This is a genomic window from Cellulomonas sp. ACRRI (genome assembly GCF_022346185.1).
In the GTDB taxonomy this organism is placed as follows: domain Bacteria; phylum Actinomycetota; class Actinomycetes; order Actinomycetales; family Cellulomonadaceae; genus Cellulomonas.
Window position 1 is genome coordinate 1 of sequence record NZ_JAKRMS010000094.1, and the last position, 16801, is coordinate 16801.

Here is a 16801-nt window from a genome sequence, read left to right on the forward strand (position 1 = left end):
GGGCAGGCCGGCGGGCGGCGGCTGGCGCGTGGCGGGCGTCCGGACGCGCAGGACGACGCCGCCGCCCCGGGACCGGGGTCTCAGGCGGGGCCCTCCCCGGCGCGGGCGCACCGGCGCGGGGCCCCGTAGCCTGCTGGTCGGAGCGGACGAGGGCGGGGAGGGCGCGTGACGACGGAGCCGCAGGTCGGCGGGGCGCCCGGCGTGCCCGGCGCCTCGGTGCCCGGCAGCGCAGCGCCCGGCAGCGCAGCGCCCGGCAGCGCAGCGCCCGCGCGCCGCCACCGTCGCCCGGCCCCCGGGCCGCACGACGTGCGCCTGGTCGTGCTGTTCGCCCTGCTCAACGCCGCGGCGTGCCTCCTCGGTCGCTCGACCCGCGTGCCGGAGGCGGACGTCAGCCTCGTCTGGCCCGCCGCCGGGGTCGCGGTGCTCTGGCTGGTCGCCCGCGCCCGCCGTCCGTGGCCGTGGCTGGACCCGCTGGTGATCGCGCTGTCGACCGGCGCCGTGATCGCGGCGACCGGGTCGGCGCCCGCGACGGCCGCGGTCGGGGGGATCGCCGCGACGGCGCAGGCGGTGGTGTGCGCGGCGGTGCTGGTGCGGCGCACGCCCTACGTCTGGGCGGCGCGCGGGACGCAGCAGCTGCGCCGGGTCCCGGACCTGTGGTGGTTCGTCCTGGGCGCGGCCCTGAGCTCGGTGGTGTCGGCGCCGCTGGTGGAGCTGGCGGTGGTCGTGGGCGGCGAGCCGTGGACGTGGCGGACGGCGCTGCTGTGGTGCGCGCGCAACACCGTCGCGATCGTCGGCATCGGCACCCTGGGCTTCACCGTGGGCGCCTGGCTGCGCCACCGCCGGCGGCGGACGCCTGAGGAGCGGGTCGAGTGGTGGACGGAGGGCAAGGGCGCCGACTACCTCGCGGCGCTGCTGCTCGCGCCCCTGCTGTACGTGGTGTGGTTCGTCCAGGTCGACTGGCTGGCGGTGGTGTTCCCGCTCATCGGCCTCACGGTGTGGGCGGGGTCCCGGCTCCCCACCCGCTCGGTCGTCCTGCACACCACGATCTGCGGCGTGGTCGCCATCCAGCTGACGCTGGTGGGGACCGGCCCGTTCGCCGAGCTGCCGGACCCGACGGCCCAGGTCGCGATCGCGCAGCTCTACGTCGGCCTGGTCGCCGTGATCGGCCTGGCGCTCGCCATCGCGCGGGAGGAGCGCGGCCGGCTGGTGGCCGACCTGCAGGCGGCGCGGGACCGCGCCCAGGAGCAGGCGACGCTGCTGGCGACCGTCGTGGACACGATGTCGGAGGGCGTGCGGGTGGTGGACGCGGCGGGGCGGGTGGTGGTCCGGAACCCGACCGCGGGCGTGCTGCTCACGGGGCGCGCCGACCCCGGCGCCGACGGCGGGTCGGACCTCGCGCACCTGTTCCGGGTCGACGGCAGCCCGGTGCCGGAGGCGGAGCTGCCGTTCCGCCGGGCGCTGGCGGGCGAGCAGGTGCGTGACGCCGACCTGCTGGTGCGGGTGCCCGGCTCGACGGAGCCGCGGATCGTCACGTTCTCGGCCGCGCCGCTGCCGGCCACGGCCGGCGGTGGCGCGGTGACCGTCCTGCGGGACGTCACGGCGGAGCGGACGGAGCTGCGGCGGGCCGCGCAGGTCCAGGCGAGCCTGCTGCCGTCGCGGGCGCTCGACGTGCCGGGGCTGGACCTCGCGGCCCGGTTCGTGCCGGCGGGCTCGGTGGGCGGTGACTTCTACGACTGGCAGGAGGTGCCGGACGGGCTGGTGCTGACGCTCGCCGACGTGATGGGCAAGGGACCGGCGGCCGCGATCCTGGCGGCGACCACCCGCTCGGTGCTGCACGCGCAGCCGGCGCTGCACGACGTGGCGGGCACCCTGGCGGCCACCGAGCGCGCGATGACGGCCGACCTGGCGAACGCGGGCGCGTTCGTCACGATGTTCCGGGCGTACGTCGACGCGGCGGACGGCGCGGTGTCGTACACGGACGCGGGCCACGGGCTGTCCCTGATCATCGGCGCGGACGGCACCGGGCGCCGGCTGTCCGCGACCGGGCTGCCGCTCGGGATCGCCCCCGGGCCGGCGCGGGTCAGCGCCCGGGCACGGCTGGCACCGGGCGAGCTGCTCGTGACGTTCTCCGACGGCGTGCTGGACGCGCTCGGCGGCTCCCTGGGCGACCTCGACCAGGTGGGCCGCGCGGTCCGCGGCACCCGCACCGCGGAGCAGGCGGCCGACGCCGTGCTGTCCCTGGTGGACCCGCGGCACCCCGAGGACGACCTCACGGTCGTCGCGCTGCGCCGGGCCGCGTGATCCCCGCCGGCACCCCGGGAGGCCCTGTGGACCTGCTGCTGCTCGCCGACACCCACGTCCCCCGACGCGCGCGCGACCTGCCCCCGGTGGTCTGGGACGCGGTCGACGCCGCGGACGTCGTGCTGCACGCCGGCGACTGGGTGGACGTCGCGCTGCTGGACGCGCTCGAGGCCCGCGCCCGCCGGGTCGTCGGCTGCTGGGGCAACAACGACGGACCCGACCTGCGGGCCCGGCTGCCGGAGGTCGCCCGCGCGGAGCTCGGCGGGGTGCGGTTCGCGGTGGTGCACGAGACCGGGCAGGCCGCCGGCCGGGAGGCGCGGTGCGCCGCGGCGCACCCGCGCACCGACGTGCTCGTGTTCGGGCACAGCCACATCCCGTGGGACACCGTCGCACCCGGTGGGCTGCGGCTGCTGAACCCGGGGTCGCCCACGGACCGGCGCCGGCAGCCGGCCGGGACCTACCTCACGGCGCGCGCGGAGGGCGGGGTGCTCTCGGACGTGGTGCTGCACCCGGTGCCGCCGCGCGCCTGACGGCGACGGCGCGGCGCCTCAACCCGCCCGGCGCACCGCCACGACGGTGATGTCGTCCGGCCGCTCCGCCGCTCCCCGCGCGAGCCGGAGCACCGCGTCCACGGCGTCCCCGGCCGACCCGGCCCCCCGCACCGCCTCGACCACCGGCGGCACCCCGGCGAGGGTGCCGTCCACCAGGTCGAGCACCCCGTCGGAGAAGGTCACCAGCAGGTCGCCGGGTCCCAGGTGCGTCCGCCGCTGCTCGCGCGCCTCCTCGTCCAGCACCCCGAGCGGCAGCCCGGTCGCGGGCAGCCGCTCGTCGGTGCCGTCGGCGCGCACGACGACCGTGAGCCCGTGCCCGGCGTCGGCGTAGGTGACGTCGCCCGTCGCGGCGTCGAGCGCCGCGTGGAAGGCCGTGGCGAACACCCCGGCGCCGGACAGGTCGGAGTGCAGGATGGCCCCGGCGTACAGCAGGGACTGCGCGACGTCGGCGCCGTGCGCCGACCCCCGCAGGACGGCGCGGATCGACGCGGCCATGATGCCCGCGCCGGCGCCCTTGCCCATGACGTCGACGAGGCTGAGCACCACCCCGCCGTCGGTGGCGGTCCAGTCGTAGAAGTCGCCGCCGACGGCCCGGCTCGGCAGGCACGCGCCCGCGACCTCGTACCCCGGCACGTCGGGGGCGCTGCGCGGCAGCAGCCCCGCCTGCACCTGGGCGGCGCGCTCCAGCTCGGAGTCGATCACGAGCTCCTTCTCGACCCACGCGGCCAGGTCGCGCAGCAGGGCGGCGCTGTCGGCGCCGAACTCGCGCGGCTCGGGGTCGGCGATGCACAGCGTCCCCACCCGGTACCCGCCGGGGGCGACGAGCGGCTGCCCGGCGTAGAACCGGAGCCCGTCGGGGCCGACGACGAAGGGCTTGTCGCGGAACCGCTCGTCCTGGGCGGCGTCGGGCACGACGAGCATGGCGTCCGACAGCACGGTGGTGCCGCAGAACGAGTCGTCACGCGGGACGACCGGCGCGTCGAAGCCGGCCATCGCCTTGTGCACGACGACCTCGCGGTCGACGAGGGAGACGAGCGCGGTGGAGACGCCGAAGAGCTGCCGCGCGAGCCGGACGACGCGGTCGAACCGGTCCTCGGCGGGGGTGTCGAGCACGCCGAGCCGGTGCAGCGCCGCGACCCGCTCGGCTTCCAGGTGGGTGGTGTCGGTGGCCATCGGCACGACCGTACGTCACCGGTCGCGACCTGCGCACGGACGGGGCCGCCGCGGCCCCGCCCGTCACCCGGACCGGTGCCGCGCCAGCCGCCACGTGTTCCGGTCGCCGTCGCGGTCCAGGCTGAGGCTGTCGACGGCCCGCAGCACGAGGGCGATGCCGCGCCCGCTCTCGGCGAAGTCGTCCACCGGGTCCGGGTCCAGGTCGACGCGGACGGGGGCGCCGTCGTCGGTGAGCTCGGCCTCGAGCCGCTCGGGCCGGGCCCGCAGCAGGACGGTCGCGCGGACGGGCCCGTCGCCCACCGGGACGGTGTGCCGGACGACGTTCGTGGCGATCTCGATCACCGCGGTCTCGAACCGCAGCCGGTCCAGGTCCGGGACGTCGGGGGCTGCGGCCCACAGCCGCGCGAACGCGTCGTGCACCTCCTCCAGCCAGCCGGGCTCCGCGGACCCGTCGACGCGGAGCTCCGCGGCCCCCTCAGCGGCCGGCACCGACCGCGTCCTCGACGGTCGCGTACGGGCGGAGCACCCGGTCCATGGTGGTGAGCTCCAGCACGGTGCGGACCTGCTGGCCCACCCCGGCGATCCGCAGGTCGCCCCCGGCGGCGCGGGCGGTGCGCAGCCCCCCGACCAGCGCGCCCAGGCCCGACGAGTCCAGGAACGCCGTGTCCGCCAGGTCCACCACCACGAGCGTGCGCCCGTCGGCCACCTCCCGGTCGACGGCGGCCTTCAGCTCCCCGGCGGCGGCCATGGTGAGCCGCCCGTGCACGCGCAGCACCGCCGCGCCCTCGCTCCGGTCGGTGGTCAGCTCCATCGGGTCCTCCTCGTCGTCGTCATGCGATGCCCCGGCGCCGCGCGGAGCGCGGCGGGCTCGCGTCGGGTCCGGTGAACCCGCGGTAGCGCAGCGCCTGCACCACGACGCTGAGCACCACCAGGTCGTACACCACCCACAGCAGGTTCACCGTCGTGCCCACCCACAGGGACAGCCCGAGCGACGCCCGGACGATCCCGATGACCGCGGCCACCACGAGCAGCACCATCGCGAGCAGCTGCGGCCACACGAGCCGCCACTGGCTCGGCGAGCCGTCCGGCCGCACCTTGGGCGTCACCGCGAAGCCGAGCGGCCGGCCGAACCACACGTTCGCGACGGCGGTCCACACGGCCTTGATCCACACCGGGAACAGCGCGAGCGCGTACTGCTGCCCCCGCCAGGTCTTGACCCCGCGCGCGGCGACCACGAACAGCAGCTGGCTGGCCAGGAAGAACGGGATGAACCGCGCGAAGAAGTCCACGGTCCACGCGGTCACGGGAAGCACGCCGAAGCACAGGAAGATGATCGGCGCGGCCAGGTAGACGAGCGCGGCGAACCCCGACAGGTACGACCACATGGTCGCGAAGTACATGAGCTTCTGCCCGACCTTGAGGCCGCGGACGCCCAGCGGGTTCTCCTTCAGCATCACCTGCATGGTGCCCTGGGCCCAGCGCAGCCGCTGGGTCATCATCGTCCCCAGGTCCTCGGGGGCGAGGCCGTGCGCCAGGCTCTCGTGGTGGTAGACGGTCTTCCAGCCCAGCGCGTGCAGCCGCATCGCGGTCGCCATGTCCTCGGTGACGGACAGCGTGGCGACCGGCATGACGGCCTGCGCCTCGGACGACCGGTCGACGTCGACGGCCCGCACCAGCGCCTGCACGGACTCGATCGCCCCCAGGGGCGACCACTCGCGGTCGGCGAGCCGGGCCAGCGCGGGCTCGTCGACGACGACGGCGCCGATCTGGTCGTCCCGCGCGATCGGCAGGGCGGCGATGGCGGCGAGGTCGTCCTGGATGCCGGCGACGTCCCGCGCGACGACCTGGCCGGAGATGCCGTCGACCTCCCGCTGGAAGCCGTAGGTCACGTCGGACAGCGGCTCGCCGGCGTCGAGCGCGCCGAGCGCCCGGGCGGCCGCCTCCTGCACCTCGTGCAGGACGGCCGCCTGGACGGCGTCCGGGGCGTCCCGCTGGGCGCGGTCGAGCAGCCGCCGGGAGGCGTGCAGCGCCTCGCGGACCGAGCGCTCGGTCTCGCGGACGTAGCCGACCAGGCCGAGCTGCATCAGCGCGTCCCGGCGGAGCACCGCGTTCGACCCGCAGAAGAACGCGGCGTTCCAGCCGTCCTTGCCCTGCTGGATCGGGCCGTAGAACAGCGGCGCCTGGCTGCCGAGCGGGTCGGCGGAGGTGACGTTGGTGAAGAACTGCGGCGTCTGCACGAGCGCGACCGCCGGGTCCGCGAAGTACCCGAGGGTGCGGTCCAGGATCTCCGGCTCGGGGATCTGGTCGGCGTCGAGGATCAGCAGGAACTCGCCGTCGGTCTGGAACAGCGCGTTGTTGAGGTTCCCGGCCTTGGCGTGCCGGGGGCGGTCGGTCCAGTCCTCGGACCGCTCGATGTACCCGACGCCCGCGGCCCGCGCGGCGGCGGCCAGCTCGGGCCGCGACCCGTCGTCGAGGACCCAGGTCCGGTGCGGGTACGCGATGTCGCGCGCCGCCTCGGCGGTCCGCAGCACCAGCTCGACCGGCTCGTCGTAGGTGGTGACGAACACGTCCACGGTGATCCCCGGCGCGGGCGGCGCCGGGTCCTCGCGCTGCTTGGCCTTCCACATCGTCATGCCGAACAGCGCGACGTCGATCAGCGAGTAGGTCTCCGCGATCACCAGGGGGACGGCGATCCACCACGCCGACCAGTTCACCGAGTCGAGCCAGCGCCAGGCGATGTAGTTCACCCCCAGCAGGAGCGTCAGCACCACCACGACCCGCAGCACGAGCTGCTGCCTCATCCGTTCTCCCTCCGCAGCACCACGACCGTCAGGTCGTCGGGGCGGTCCGTGGCGGGACCGGCGCCCGCGAGCACGCGGGCCACGGCGTCCGCCGCCGACGTGGCGGCGCCGAGCGGCACCGCCAGCACGTCCTCGGGGTCGAGCGCCCGGTCGCCGCGCTCGAGCACGCCGTCGCTCACGACGGCCAGGGCGTCGCCGGGGGCGAGCGTCACCTCGCCCGCGGCGCGCGGCTCCCCCACCACCACGCCGAGCGGCGGCCCCTGGGCGGACAGCCGGTGCAGGCCGCCGTCCGCCGTCCGCAGCACCGCGAGCCCGTGCCCGGCGTCGGAGTACCGGAGCACGCCGGTCGCCGGGTCGAGCGCGGCGTGGAACGCGGTGACGAACGCGCCGGCCCGGTCCAGGTCGGGCTCCAGCACCCGCTCCGCGAGCGCCAGCGCCTCGCCGACGTCCTCGTGCCGGCCGAGGCCGCGCAGCACGGAGCGGACGGTCGCGGCGATGATCGCGGCGCCGAGGCCGCGGTCCATCACGTCGGCCAGGGTCACCAGCAGCCGCCCCGGGATCGCCTGCCAGTCGTAGAAGTCGCCCCCCACCCCGTGCGCGGGCAGGCAGGCGCCGGCGAGGTCCCACCCGGGGACGTCGGGCGCGGCCGTCGGCAGCAGCCCGCGCTGCACCTCGGCGGCCCGGCCGAGCTCGGCGTCGGCGGAGAGCTCCTTCTCCACCCAGGCGGCGAGGTCGGACAGCAGCGCCTCGTCCTCGGCGGTGAACTCCCGCGGCCGGCGGTCCATCAGGCACAGGGTGCCGACGCGCTCCCCGCCCGCCGTGGCCAGCGGCCGCCCGGCGTAGAACCGGATGTGCGGGTCCCCGGTCACGAACGGCGCGGCGGTGAACCGCGGGTCGAGGGCGGCGTCCGGGACGACCATCGTCGCGGGCTGCTGGATCGCGGCCGCGCAGAACATCCCCTCGCGGGGCGTCTCGCGCGCCTCGGTGCCCTGCCGCGACTTGAGGAACAGCCGGTCGGTGTCGACGAGCGAGATGAACGCCATCTGGACGCCGAACAGCTGCTGGGCCAGCCGGGTCACGCGGTCGAACCGCTCCTCCGGGGGCGTGTCGAGCACGGCCAGGTCGCGCAGCGCGGCGACCCGTCGTGCTTCGTCCGCGTCCGCTCGTGCGGTCCCGCCCATGCCTCACCCCCCGGCGTGACCCTACCCACAGGTCCGCTGACCTGCAGGTCGGCGGGACCCCGCCAGGACCACCCTCCTGACGGGTCAAGCAGGGCCGTGGGGTGCCGATCAGGACACCGTGCAGCAGCGTGCCTCCCTCCCGCGGCTCGCGGTCGTCGTCGCCGCGCTGGCGACGCACGCCGTGCTGCCCCCGGGGACCCTCCGGGACGTGCTGTACGCGGTCGTCGGCGCCGTGTGCGCCGCGCAGACCTGCCGGGCCGCCGGCCGGATCACCGGGCCGCAGCGGCGCGCCTGGCAGCTGCTCGCGCTGGGGCTCGTCGCCTGGGTGATCGGCGACGTGGTGTGGACCCTCCTCGAGCGCGGCCTCGGTGTGCAGCCGTTCCCGTCGGTCGCGGACGTCGCGTACGTCGCCTCCTACCCGCTGCTCGCCGCGGGCCTCGTCCGGGCGTTCCCGGCTCCCCGCGGGCGGCGCCCGACCTGGCTGCTCGACGCCCTGCTGGTCACCAGCGGCGCGCTGCTGGTGCTGTGGCTCCTGGTCCTCGAGCCGACGCTCGCCGGGTGGCCGGCCGACCCGCTCGGCACCGCGGTCGGCGCCCTGTACCCGCTCGGCGACGCCGTGCTGCTCGTGCTCCTCGCCCGGGCCGCCACCGCCGCCGGCACCCGGCCCCCGGCCCTGCGGCTGTCGACGTGGGGGGTGCTGGCGATCCTGCTCGCCGACGAGCTGTTCCTGCTCGCCCCGGGCTGGCCGGCGCTCGACGCGCGCGTGCACCTGATCGACACCCTGTGGCTCACCGGGTACGTCCTGCTGGCGTCAGCGGCCCGGCACGCGTCCGCCGGCCGCGCCGCACCGCCGCGCGCCGACGGCGACCTCGGCACCGGCTACCTGGTCCTGCTGGGCGCGTCGGTGTGCGTCCTGCCCGGCACGGCCGCGCTGGAGGCGGCGCGGGGTCTGCCCGTGCACCTGGCCGAGGTGTGCATCGCCGCCATGGTCGTGATCGCCGCGTTCCTGCTGCGGTTCGGCGGGCTCCTGCGCGCCATGCGGCGGCAGCACGCCCGGCTGGAGCACCTGGCCGTGACCGACCACGTGACCGGGCTCGCGAACGCCACCGGGCTGGCCCGCCGGGTCGAGGCGGGCCCCTGCGACGCACCGCCGGGCACCGTCCCCGCCGTGCTCCTCGTGGCGCTGGACGGCTACCGCGACGTGGCGCAGACGCTCGGGCACGCCGCGGCCGACGACCTGCTGCGCGCGGTGGCCGCGGTGGTGGGCCGGGAGGCCGGGGACGACGGCACGCCGGCGCGCCTCGCGCGCGACGTGTTCGCCGTGGGGCTGGACGTCGACGGCCCGGACGCGGCCGAGAGCGCGGCGCGCCGGCTCGTCGAGCGCCTGACCCCGCCGCTCCCGGTGGGCGGGCTCGACCTGTCCGTCCGCCCGCTGGTGGGGGTCGCGGTGGCGGCGGGGCGCCCGGCCGCCGCCGACGTGCTGGTGGCCCGCGCCGACGGCGCCCTCGCCGCGGCGCGCCGCCGGGACGACCGGGTCGGCGTCGACGCCGGGGCGCCCGCGGTGCCGACCCCGCGGGGCCCCGGCGCGGCGACCGCCCCGCGCGAGGCGGACCTGCTGCGGCGGCTGCCCGCCGCGGTGGCCGCCGGCGAGCTCGTGGTGCACTTCCAGCCGTTCGTCTCCGTCGCCGGCGGCCGGGTCGAGGGCGCCGAGGCCCTGGTGCGCTGGCAGCACCCGGAGCACGGCCTGCTCGGCCCGGACGCGTTCGTGCCCGCCGCCGAGCGCACCGGCCTGATCCGCCCCGTGACCCTGCACGTGCTGGACGTCGCCCTGGCGCACTGCGCCCGGTGGCGCGCGGCCGGGCCGGCGACGTTCGGGGTGTCGGTGAACGTGTCCGCGCACGACCTGGACGACCCGCGGCTGGTCGGCGACGTGCGGGCGGCGCTCCACCGGCACGCCCTGCCGCCGGGCGCGCTCGGGCTGGAGGTCACCGAGACGATGGCGATGCGGGACGCCGCGCAGGCCGGCCGGACGCTGCGGGCGCTCGCGGACCTGGGCGTGCGCCTCGCGGTGGACGACTACGGGGTGGGCTACGGCTCGCTCGACTACCTGCGTCGGCTGCCGTTCACCGTGCTCAAGGTCGACCGGGCGTTCGTGGCACCGGCGGCCGACGACCGGGTGTGCGCGGAGATCCTGCGCTCGACCGTGGACCTCGGCCACGCGCTCGGCATGTACGTGGTCGCGGAGGGCGTGGAGGACGACCGCACGCTGGCGCTGCTGCGCGGGCTGGGGTGCGACGCGGCGCAGGGCTGGGCGCTCGGCCGGCCCGGCCCGGCCGCGGCGCTGGACGGTCGCCTGGGCATGGCCGCGCCTGTCAATTAGTAGATCCTTCAAGTATTCTCGCCGGACCGACCGGCCCCCGGGGCCGCGCCGACCGACCGGAGGAGTACCCCATGCCCGACCGCCGTCCCACCGCGGCCGAGCGCCAGGCCCGCCTGGCCGCCGTCCGAGCCGAGCAGCGCAAGAAGGAGCGCGGCCGCGCCATCTGGATCGGCTCGATCGCCGGCGTCCTCGTGCTCGCGCTCGTCGGCGTCAGCGCCTGGGTCATCGTCGACGCGGGCCGCGACAAGGCCGCCGTGCAGGCCCGGGCGGACGCCGACATCGACGGCGTCGAGGCGATCGACGGCCTCACGTTCAACCACGTGACGACCAGCGTCGACTACGCGCAGGACCCGCCCGCCGGCGGCGACCACAACGCCGCGTGGCTGAACTGCGGCGTCTACACCGAGCCGGTGCCGAACGAGAACGCCGTGCACTCCCTCGAGCACGGCGCGGTCTGGATCACCTACGACCCGGCGCTGCCCGCCGAGGACGTCGCGACGCTCCAGGCGTTCGCGGACAACCAGTCGTACGTGCTGGTCTCCCCGTACGAGGGCCTCGACTCGCCCGTGGCGATCAGCGCCTGGGGCTACCAGCTGAAGGTCGACTCGGTCGACGACGAGCGGCTGCCCGTGTTCATCCAGAAGTACCTGCTGAACCCGGAGCTCGCCGAGGTCGGCGCGCCCTGCTCAAGCGGCGTGGGCACGCCCGCGTGACGTCCCCCGTCCTCGACGACGCCCCCGTGGCGCCCGCGCCCGCGCCCGCGGGCCGGGGCCACGGGCGCCTCGTGCTCGCCGTGGTGGCCCTCGCCGCGCTGGTGCTCGGCGCCCTCGCCGGTGCGCTGCTCGCCCGGCAGCCCGCGCTCGCCGCGGCCGCCGAGGGCTCGGTCGACGCGGGCTTCGCCCGGGACATGCAGGCGCACCACGCCCAGGCCGTCGACCTCGCGGTGCTGGTCCGGGACCGCAGCACCGACGAGGAGGTGCGCACGGTCGCGCTCGACATCCTGCTGACCCAGCAGAACCAGATCGGGCAGATGGCCGGCTGGCTGTCGACCTGGGGGCTCCCCGCCGCGGCGTCCGAGCCGCCCATGGCGTGGATGACGGGCGCGGGGCACGGGCACGGCGCGGCCGGCGGCAGCACCGCGGCCGGGGACGCCCCCGGCTACGCGGCGATGCCCGGGTGGGTGTCCCGCGAGGACCTGGCCCGGCTGACCGCGGCCACCGGGACCGAGGCGGACCGGCTGTTCCTCCAGCTGATGATCCCGCACCACCGGGGCGGCGTGGAGATGGCCGAGTACGCGGTCGAGCACGCGCAGCGGCCCCAGGTCGTCGCGCTGGCGCGCACGATCGTCACGTCCCAGGAGCGCGAGCTGACCGCGCTGCAGGACATGCTCGAGGCGCGCGGCGGCCCGGTCGGCTGACGCACCCTCGCGCTAGTCCCGCCCGCGCAGCTCCAGGCTGATCTGGTCCGCGTCCAGCACCCGCAGGGCCTCGGTGAGCGCACCGGAGCTGGCCGTGCCGAGGTCGCGCACCTTCAGCAGCGCCTCGCGCTGGGCGTCCAGCACCGCCAGCCGCAGCTCGCGCACCTGGGCAGCGGCGGAGGCCCGGTCCTCGGCGGCGTCCTCGTCCTCGTCGACCTCGCCGCCCTGCCGCTCGGCGATCCGCCGGGCCTTGTCGAGGACCGCCGGGTCGTACGGGGTGCCGTCGGGCCGGCGCAGGTCGGGGTCGCCGAGCAGCGCGGCCGCGGCGGTGGTCATCTCCCCCACCAGGCGGTCCACCTCGGCGCGGTCGTCGGCACCGTCCCGGCCCAGCCCGAGCCGGCGCACCAGCCAGCCGAGCGTCCCGCCCTGCACGAGCAGCGTCCCCGCCGCGACGATGAACGCGACCAGCACCAGCAGCGCGCGGTGCGGGGTGTCCCGCGGCAGCGACTGCGCGGCGGCCAGCGTCACGACGCCGCGCATGCCGGCCCAGACGAGGATCGCGCCCTCGCGGGGCCCGAGGTGCTCGGCCTGCAGGTAGTCGATGTCCGCGATCCGGCGGGTGATCCGGTAGCGGAGCCGCACGCCCCGGGCCTCCGGCGCGTCGTGGCGGCCCAGGCGCGGCCGGCGCCGGCCGAGCACGCGCCGCACCTTCGCCGCGTCGACGGGCGCGGTGGTCGCGCGCGGGGCCGCCCCCGCGGGCGGCGCGCCCGGGACCCGGCGCTCGGCCAGGTCCTCCCGGGTCAACGTCGCCAGCCCCTCGGGACGCTCGTTCAGGGCCGTGAGGTAGCCGCGCACCGTGACGCCCCGCCGCGCCCGCCGCGACAGCCGGGACAGCAGGTAGGCGACGTACCCGGTGCGGACGAGCAGCACGACGGCCGCCGACAGCGCACCGAGGCCGACCGCCGCCCACAGGTGACCGTGGTCCGCGCGGACCTCCGCGACCAGGCCGTACAGCTCGAGCCCCATGACCAGGAACACCGCGCCCTCGAGCAGCAGCTCCAGGGTGCGCCAGTTGGCCGCCTCCGCGATCCGGTCCTGCGGCCGCAGCCGCACGCTGCCCGCGCCGGCGACCAGACCGGCGCTCACCGTGGCGACCAGACCCGAGGCGTTCAGGTGCTCGGCCGGGATGTAGGCGACGAACGGCACGATGAACGAGACCGCCGTCGTCAGGTGCGGGTCCGCCAGGCGGGTCCGCACCCACAGGCTGATCTTGCCGACCAGGCCGCCGATCGCGACCGCCACGACCACCGCGTAGACGAAGTCGGTCGCCACCTCCCACAGCGTCACGGACGCGGCGGTCGCGGCCACGGCGGAGCGCAGCAGCACCAGCGCCGACGCGTCGTTCAGCAGGCTCTCGCCCTCCAGCACCGTGACGATGCGCGGGCTCACCCCCGACTTCCGGACGATCGACGTCGCCACCGCGTCGGTCGGGCTGAGGACGGCGCCCAGCGCGATCCCGGTCGCCAGCGACACGTCGGGGATGAGCCAGGAGAAGATCACGCCCAGCACCACGGACGTCGCGACGACGAGCAGCACCGACAGGCCGCTGATGGCCGTCAGGTCGCGCCGGAAGTCCATGGTGGGCACCGACACCGAGGTGGCGTACAGCAGCGGGGGCAGGACGATCCCGAGGATCCACTCCGGCTCGATCTCCACCGCCGGGACCGCCGGGACCAGGCTGATGGCGACGCCGAGCGCCACGAGCAGCAGCGGCGCCGACACCCCCACCCGCGGGGCGAGGGCGGTGACGGTCACCACCGCGACAGCGCCGATCACCCCGATCAGCAGCAGGTCCATGCGCGTGGCCCCTCCGTGGTGCGCCCGCCGCGGCTCAGCCGGCGGACCGCGCGGCCGCCGGGGCCGGGGCCGCGCGCACGAGGCCGCGGTAGTACTCGATCTTCTCCTCGAGGTGCTCCTGCTGGTGCAGCAGCCGCTCGAGGGTCGAGGCTACGTGCTCGGCGTGGGCCTCGAGCAGCGCCAGCCGCTCCGGCACGGTCGCGTCGGCCTGCGGGCCGGTGGCCAGCGCCAGCCCCGCGTACCGGCGCATCGCGGCGATCGGCATGCCGGTGTCCCGCAGGCAGCGCAGCACGCCGAGCCAGTCCAGGTCCGCGTCGTCGTAGAGCCGGCGGCCCGCGGCGTCCCGCCGGACGTCGCGGACCAGGCCGATCTTCTCGTAGTAGCGCAGCGTGTCGAGGCTGAAGCCGGAGCGCCGGGCGGCGTCGGCCGGGGCGTAGGTGGTCATGGCCGCCAGTGTGGCGCGGGCAGGGCGCGGACGGGAGCGGTCCGGCGACAGGTCTTGCGCTGGAGCGCGCTCCAGCCGCGACGCTGGCCGGCATGACGACGACCACGCCCGCGACCGGGCAGACCACCGCACCCGTACCCGCCGACGAGCGCGCGGCCGCAGCCCCGCCCGTCGCCCTGGGCGCCATGCTGTTCGGCACCCGGCACGACGACGCGGAGTCGTTCGACCTGCTCGACGCGTACGTCGAGGCGGGCGGCGTGTGGATCGACACCGCCGACTGCTACGCGTTCTGGGCCGACGAGTCCGGACGCGGCGGCCAGAGCGAGCCCGTGCTGGGGCGCTGGCTCGCCGCCCGCCCCGGGATGCGGGACCGCGTGCGGATCGCGACCAAGGTCGGCTGCGAGCCGCTGTGGCCGGGCTCGTTCCCCGAGCGGACGACGGGCCTGGGCGCCGAGGTCGTGCGGTCGGTGGCGCGGCAGAGCCTGGACCGGATGGGGATCGACCGCATCGACCTGTTCTGGGCGCACCGGGACGACCGCTCGACGCCCCTGCGCGAGATCGTCGACGGCTTCGCCGGGCTGGTCGACGACGGGGTGGTCGGCGCCTGGGGCTTCTCCAACACCGCGCTGTGGCGGGTGGAGCGTGCAGCCGGCGCCGCCCGGGCGCGCGGGCTGGCGGCGCCCAGCGCGCTGCAGCTCCGGTACTCCTACCTGCAGCCGCGGCCGATGGTCCGGGACCACGAGCACGACCACCGGTTCGGCTGGATCACCGACGAGGTGCTCGACTACGCCGAGGCGGACCCCGCCGTCGGGCTGTGGGCGTACAGCCCGCTGATGTCGGGCGCCTACGAGCGGGCGGACCGGCCGGTGCCCGCGGGGTTCGACCACCCCGGGACCGCGCGGCGGCTGGCCGTCCTGGCGGACGTGGCGGCCGAGCTGGGCGTCAGCCGGAGCGAGGTGGTGCTCGCGTGGCTGGCCGGCGGCAGCCCGCGGGTGTCGCCCGTGGTGGGGGTGAGCAGCCCCGAGCAGCTCGCGACGGCGATGGCCGGGGTGCGGCTGGTGCTCCCCGCAGCGGCCCGGGAGCGCCTCGACGCGGCGTGGTGAGCCGGTGCGCTCCGCGGTAATGAGAGTGAGTATCAGTTGTGTTAGCGTGACGGCGCTGATCATCCGACCCGCGACCGGAGAGGAGACGGCGGCGAGGGCACCCGTGCGTCCGCACGGGCCCCCCGGCCGCCGGCCCCCACATGACCCTTTCGACCCGTACCCGCCCCCGCCTCGCCGGAGCGCTCGGCCTCGGCGTGACCGCGGCGCTGCTCGCCGCGTGCGGCCAGTCCGGCGACGCCGCGGCGGAGCCGTCCGCCACCGCCGAGGAGACGTCCGCCGCCCCGGCCGCGACCGAGGTCGCCACCGCGAAGCCGCGCCTCGCCCTCACCTACGACGGCGGCATCCAGGTGCTGGACGCCGACACGCTCGAGGTCGTCTCCGACATCGAGCTGGCCGGCTTCAACCGCCTGAACCCGGCCGGCGACAACCGGCACGTGCTCGTCTCCACCACCGGCGGCTTCCAGGTGCTCGACGCCGGCACCTGGACGCAGCCGCACGGCGACCACACGCACTCGTACACGGCCGACCCGGTGCTGACCGACGTGCTGTGGCCGGCCGAGACGCCGGGCCACGCCGTCCGGCACGAGGGGCGCACCGCGCTGTTCGACGACGGCACGGGCCAGGTCACGGTCGTCGACTCCGACGCCCTGACCGACCCGGACGCCGAGACCCGCGACCACACCACCCCGTCCGCGCACCACGGCGTCGCGGTCGAGCTCACGGACGGCACCCTCGTCGTCTCCGACGGCACCGAGGACGAGCGCACCGGCGTGCGGGTCCTCGACGCGGACGACGCCGAGATCGCCGCGATCGACACCTGCCCCGGCGTGCACGGCGAGGCCGTCGCCGCCGACGAGGCCGTGGTCATCGGCTGCGAGGACGGCGCCGTCGTCTGGGCCGGCGGCGCGCTGACCAAGGTCACCGCCCCCGATGCCTACGGCCGGATCGGCAACCAGGCCGGGTCCGAGGCCTCGCCGTACGTGCTGGGCGACTACAAGTCCGACCCGGACGCCGACCTGGAGCGCCCGACCCGGGTCTCCCTGATCGACACCCGCGACGCGTCCCTCCGCCTGGTCGACCTGCCGGCCTCCTACACGTTCCGCTCGCTCGCCCGCGGCGACGCCGGCGAGGCCCTGGTGCTCGGCACCGACGGCGCCCTGCACGTCATCGACCCGGAGTCCGGCACCGTCGTGCGGTCCGTCCCGGTGATCGACGCGTGGGAGGAGCCGGAGGAGTGGCAGGAGCCGCGCCCGGCGATCACCGTCCTGGACGGCTCCGCGTACATCACCGACCCGGCCACGAAGTCCGTGCACGCCGTCGACATCGAGACCGGCGAGGTCTGGCTGAGCGCCGACCTCGAGGTGACGCCGAACGAGATCGCGGGCGTCTCCGGCGCCGCCGCGGAGCACGGCGGGCACGACCACGCCGAGGGCGACCACGCCGACCACGCGCACGAGGACGAGCACGCGCACGAGGACGAGGGCACCGAGGGCTGACCCCCGCCCCCACCTCCTCGGGTGGAGCGTCCCGCCCGGGCACGCGGCGCGTGCCGGGCAGGGCGCTCCACCCTCGCGCATCCCGACCCGGAAGGA

At 76.7% G+C, this 16801-nt stretch carries 14 protein-coding genes; 7 read left to right on the forward strand and 7 right to left on the reverse strand.

The features are described from left to right. Window positions 1-165: 165 nt before the first annotated feature. Window positions 166-2301 carry a SpoIIE family protein phosphatase gene (locus tag MHY85_RS15275; RefSeq protein ID WP_239197776.1) on the forward strand — a complete coding sequence of 712 codons (2136 nt, stop codon included), beginning with the start codon at window positions 166-168 and terminating at the stop codon, window positions 2299-2301. A gap of 26 nt (window positions 2302-2327) precedes the next feature. Continuing rightward, complete coding sequence (locus MHY85_RS15280; protein WP_239197778.1) at window positions 2328-2831, forward strand: metallophosphoesterase; 504 nt, start codon at window positions 2328-2330, stop codon at window positions 2829-2831. An 18-nt stretch (window positions 2832-2849) separates the two neighbouring features. On the opposite strand, the gene MHY85_RS15285 is transcribed toward MHY85_RS15280, so the two are convergent. The 5 genes from MHY85_RS15285 to MHY85_RS15305 all read right to left on the reverse strand — a co-directional run bounded on the left by MHY85_RS15285 (window position 2850) and on the right by MHY85_RS15305 (window position 8007). Beyond that, window positions 2850-4025 carry a PP2C family protein-serine/threonine phosphatase gene (locus MHY85_RS15285; protein ID WP_239197780.1) on the reverse strand — a complete coding sequence of 392 codons (1176 nt, stop codon included), beginning with the start codon at window positions 4023-4025 and terminating at the stop codon, window positions 2850-2852. Between the two features lie 63 nt (window positions 4026-4088). Further along, window positions 4089-4514, reverse strand: a complete 426-nt coding sequence (locus MHY85_RS15290) for an ATP-binding protein (RefSeq protein ID WP_239197782.1) — start codon at window positions 4512-4514, stop codon at window positions 4089-4091. Further along, on the reverse strand, window positions 4501-4836 hold the full coding sequence (locus MHY85_RS15295) for an STAS domain-containing protein (protein ID WP_239197784.1): 336 nt from the start codon (window positions 4834-4836) through the stop codon (window positions 4501-4503). Before MHY85_RS15295 ends, MHY85_RS15290 begins: the two co-directional genes overlap by 14 nt. 19 nt (window positions 4837-4855) lie before the next feature. Next, window positions 4856-6826 carry a glycosyltransferase family 2 protein gene (locus MHY85_RS15300; protein ID WP_239197786.1) on the reverse strand — a complete coding sequence of 657 codons (1971 nt, stop codon included), beginning with the start codon at window positions 6824-6826 and terminating at the stop codon, window positions 4856-4858. Beyond that, entirely contained in the window at window positions 6823-8007 is a 1185-nt protein-coding gene (locus MHY85_RS15305) for a PP2C family protein-serine/threonine phosphatase (RefSeq protein WP_239197788.1), read from the reverse strand. Before MHY85_RS15305 ends, MHY85_RS15300 begins: the two co-directional genes overlap by 4 nt. A gap of 118 nt (window positions 8008-8125) precedes the next feature. On the opposite strand from MHY85_RS15305, the gene MHY85_RS21930 reads away from it, so the two are divergent. The 3 genes from MHY85_RS21930 (at window position 8126) to MHY85_RS15320 (ending at window position 11804) form a co-directional block, all read left to right on the forward strand. Then, window positions 8126-10387 carry a bifunctional diguanylate cyclase/phosphodiesterase gene (locus tag MHY85_RS21930; RefSeq protein WP_239197790.1) on the forward strand — a complete coding sequence of 754 codons (2262 nt, stop codon included), beginning with the start codon at window positions 8126-8128 and terminating at the stop codon, window positions 10385-10387. Between the two features lie 71 nt (window positions 10388-10458). After that, window positions 10459-11100, forward strand: coding sequence for a DUF3105 domain-containing protein (locus MHY85_RS15315; protein ID WP_239197792.1), 642 nt, complete (start codon window positions 10459-10461; stop codon window positions 11098-11100). After that, window positions 11097-11804 carry a DUF305 domain-containing protein gene (locus tag MHY85_RS15320; RefSeq protein ID WP_239197794.1) on the forward strand — a complete coding sequence of 236 codons (708 nt, stop codon included), beginning with the start codon at window positions 11097-11099 and terminating at the stop codon, window positions 11802-11804. The genes MHY85_RS15315 and MHY85_RS15320 overlap by 4 nt, the downstream gene beginning before the upstream one ends. Before the next feature lie 12 nt (window positions 11805-11816). Here the strand turns inward: MHY85_RS15320 and MHY85_RS15325 are convergent, their stop codons facing one another. Then, window positions 11817-13661, reverse strand: coding sequence for a sodium:proton antiporter (locus tag MHY85_RS15325; RefSeq protein ID WP_239197796.1), 1845 nt, complete (start codon window positions 13659-13661; stop codon window positions 11817-11819). A gap of 34 nt (window positions 13662-13695) precedes the next feature. Next, window positions 13696-14106, reverse strand: a complete 411-nt coding sequence (locus MHY85_RS15330) for a MerR family transcriptional regulator (RefSeq protein WP_239197798.1) — start codon at window positions 14104-14106, stop codon at window positions 13696-13698. Window positions 14107-14198: 92 nt separating this feature from the next. On the opposite strand from MHY85_RS15330, the gene MHY85_RS15335 reads away from it, so the two are divergent. After that, the gene (locus tag MHY85_RS15335; RefSeq protein WP_239197800.1) at window positions 14199-15209 is read left to right on the forward strand and encodes an aldo/keto reductase; all 1011 of its coding nucleotides are present in this window, start codon (window positions 14199-14201) and stop codon (window positions 15207-15209) included. A 140-nt stretch (window positions 15210-15349) separates the two neighbouring features. Beyond that, entirely contained in the window at window positions 15350-16705 is a 1356-nt protein-coding gene (gene aztD, locus MHY85_RS15340; RefSeq protein ID WP_239197802.1) for a zinc metallochaperone AztD, read from the forward strand. Window positions 16706-16801 lie beyond the last annotated feature (96 nt).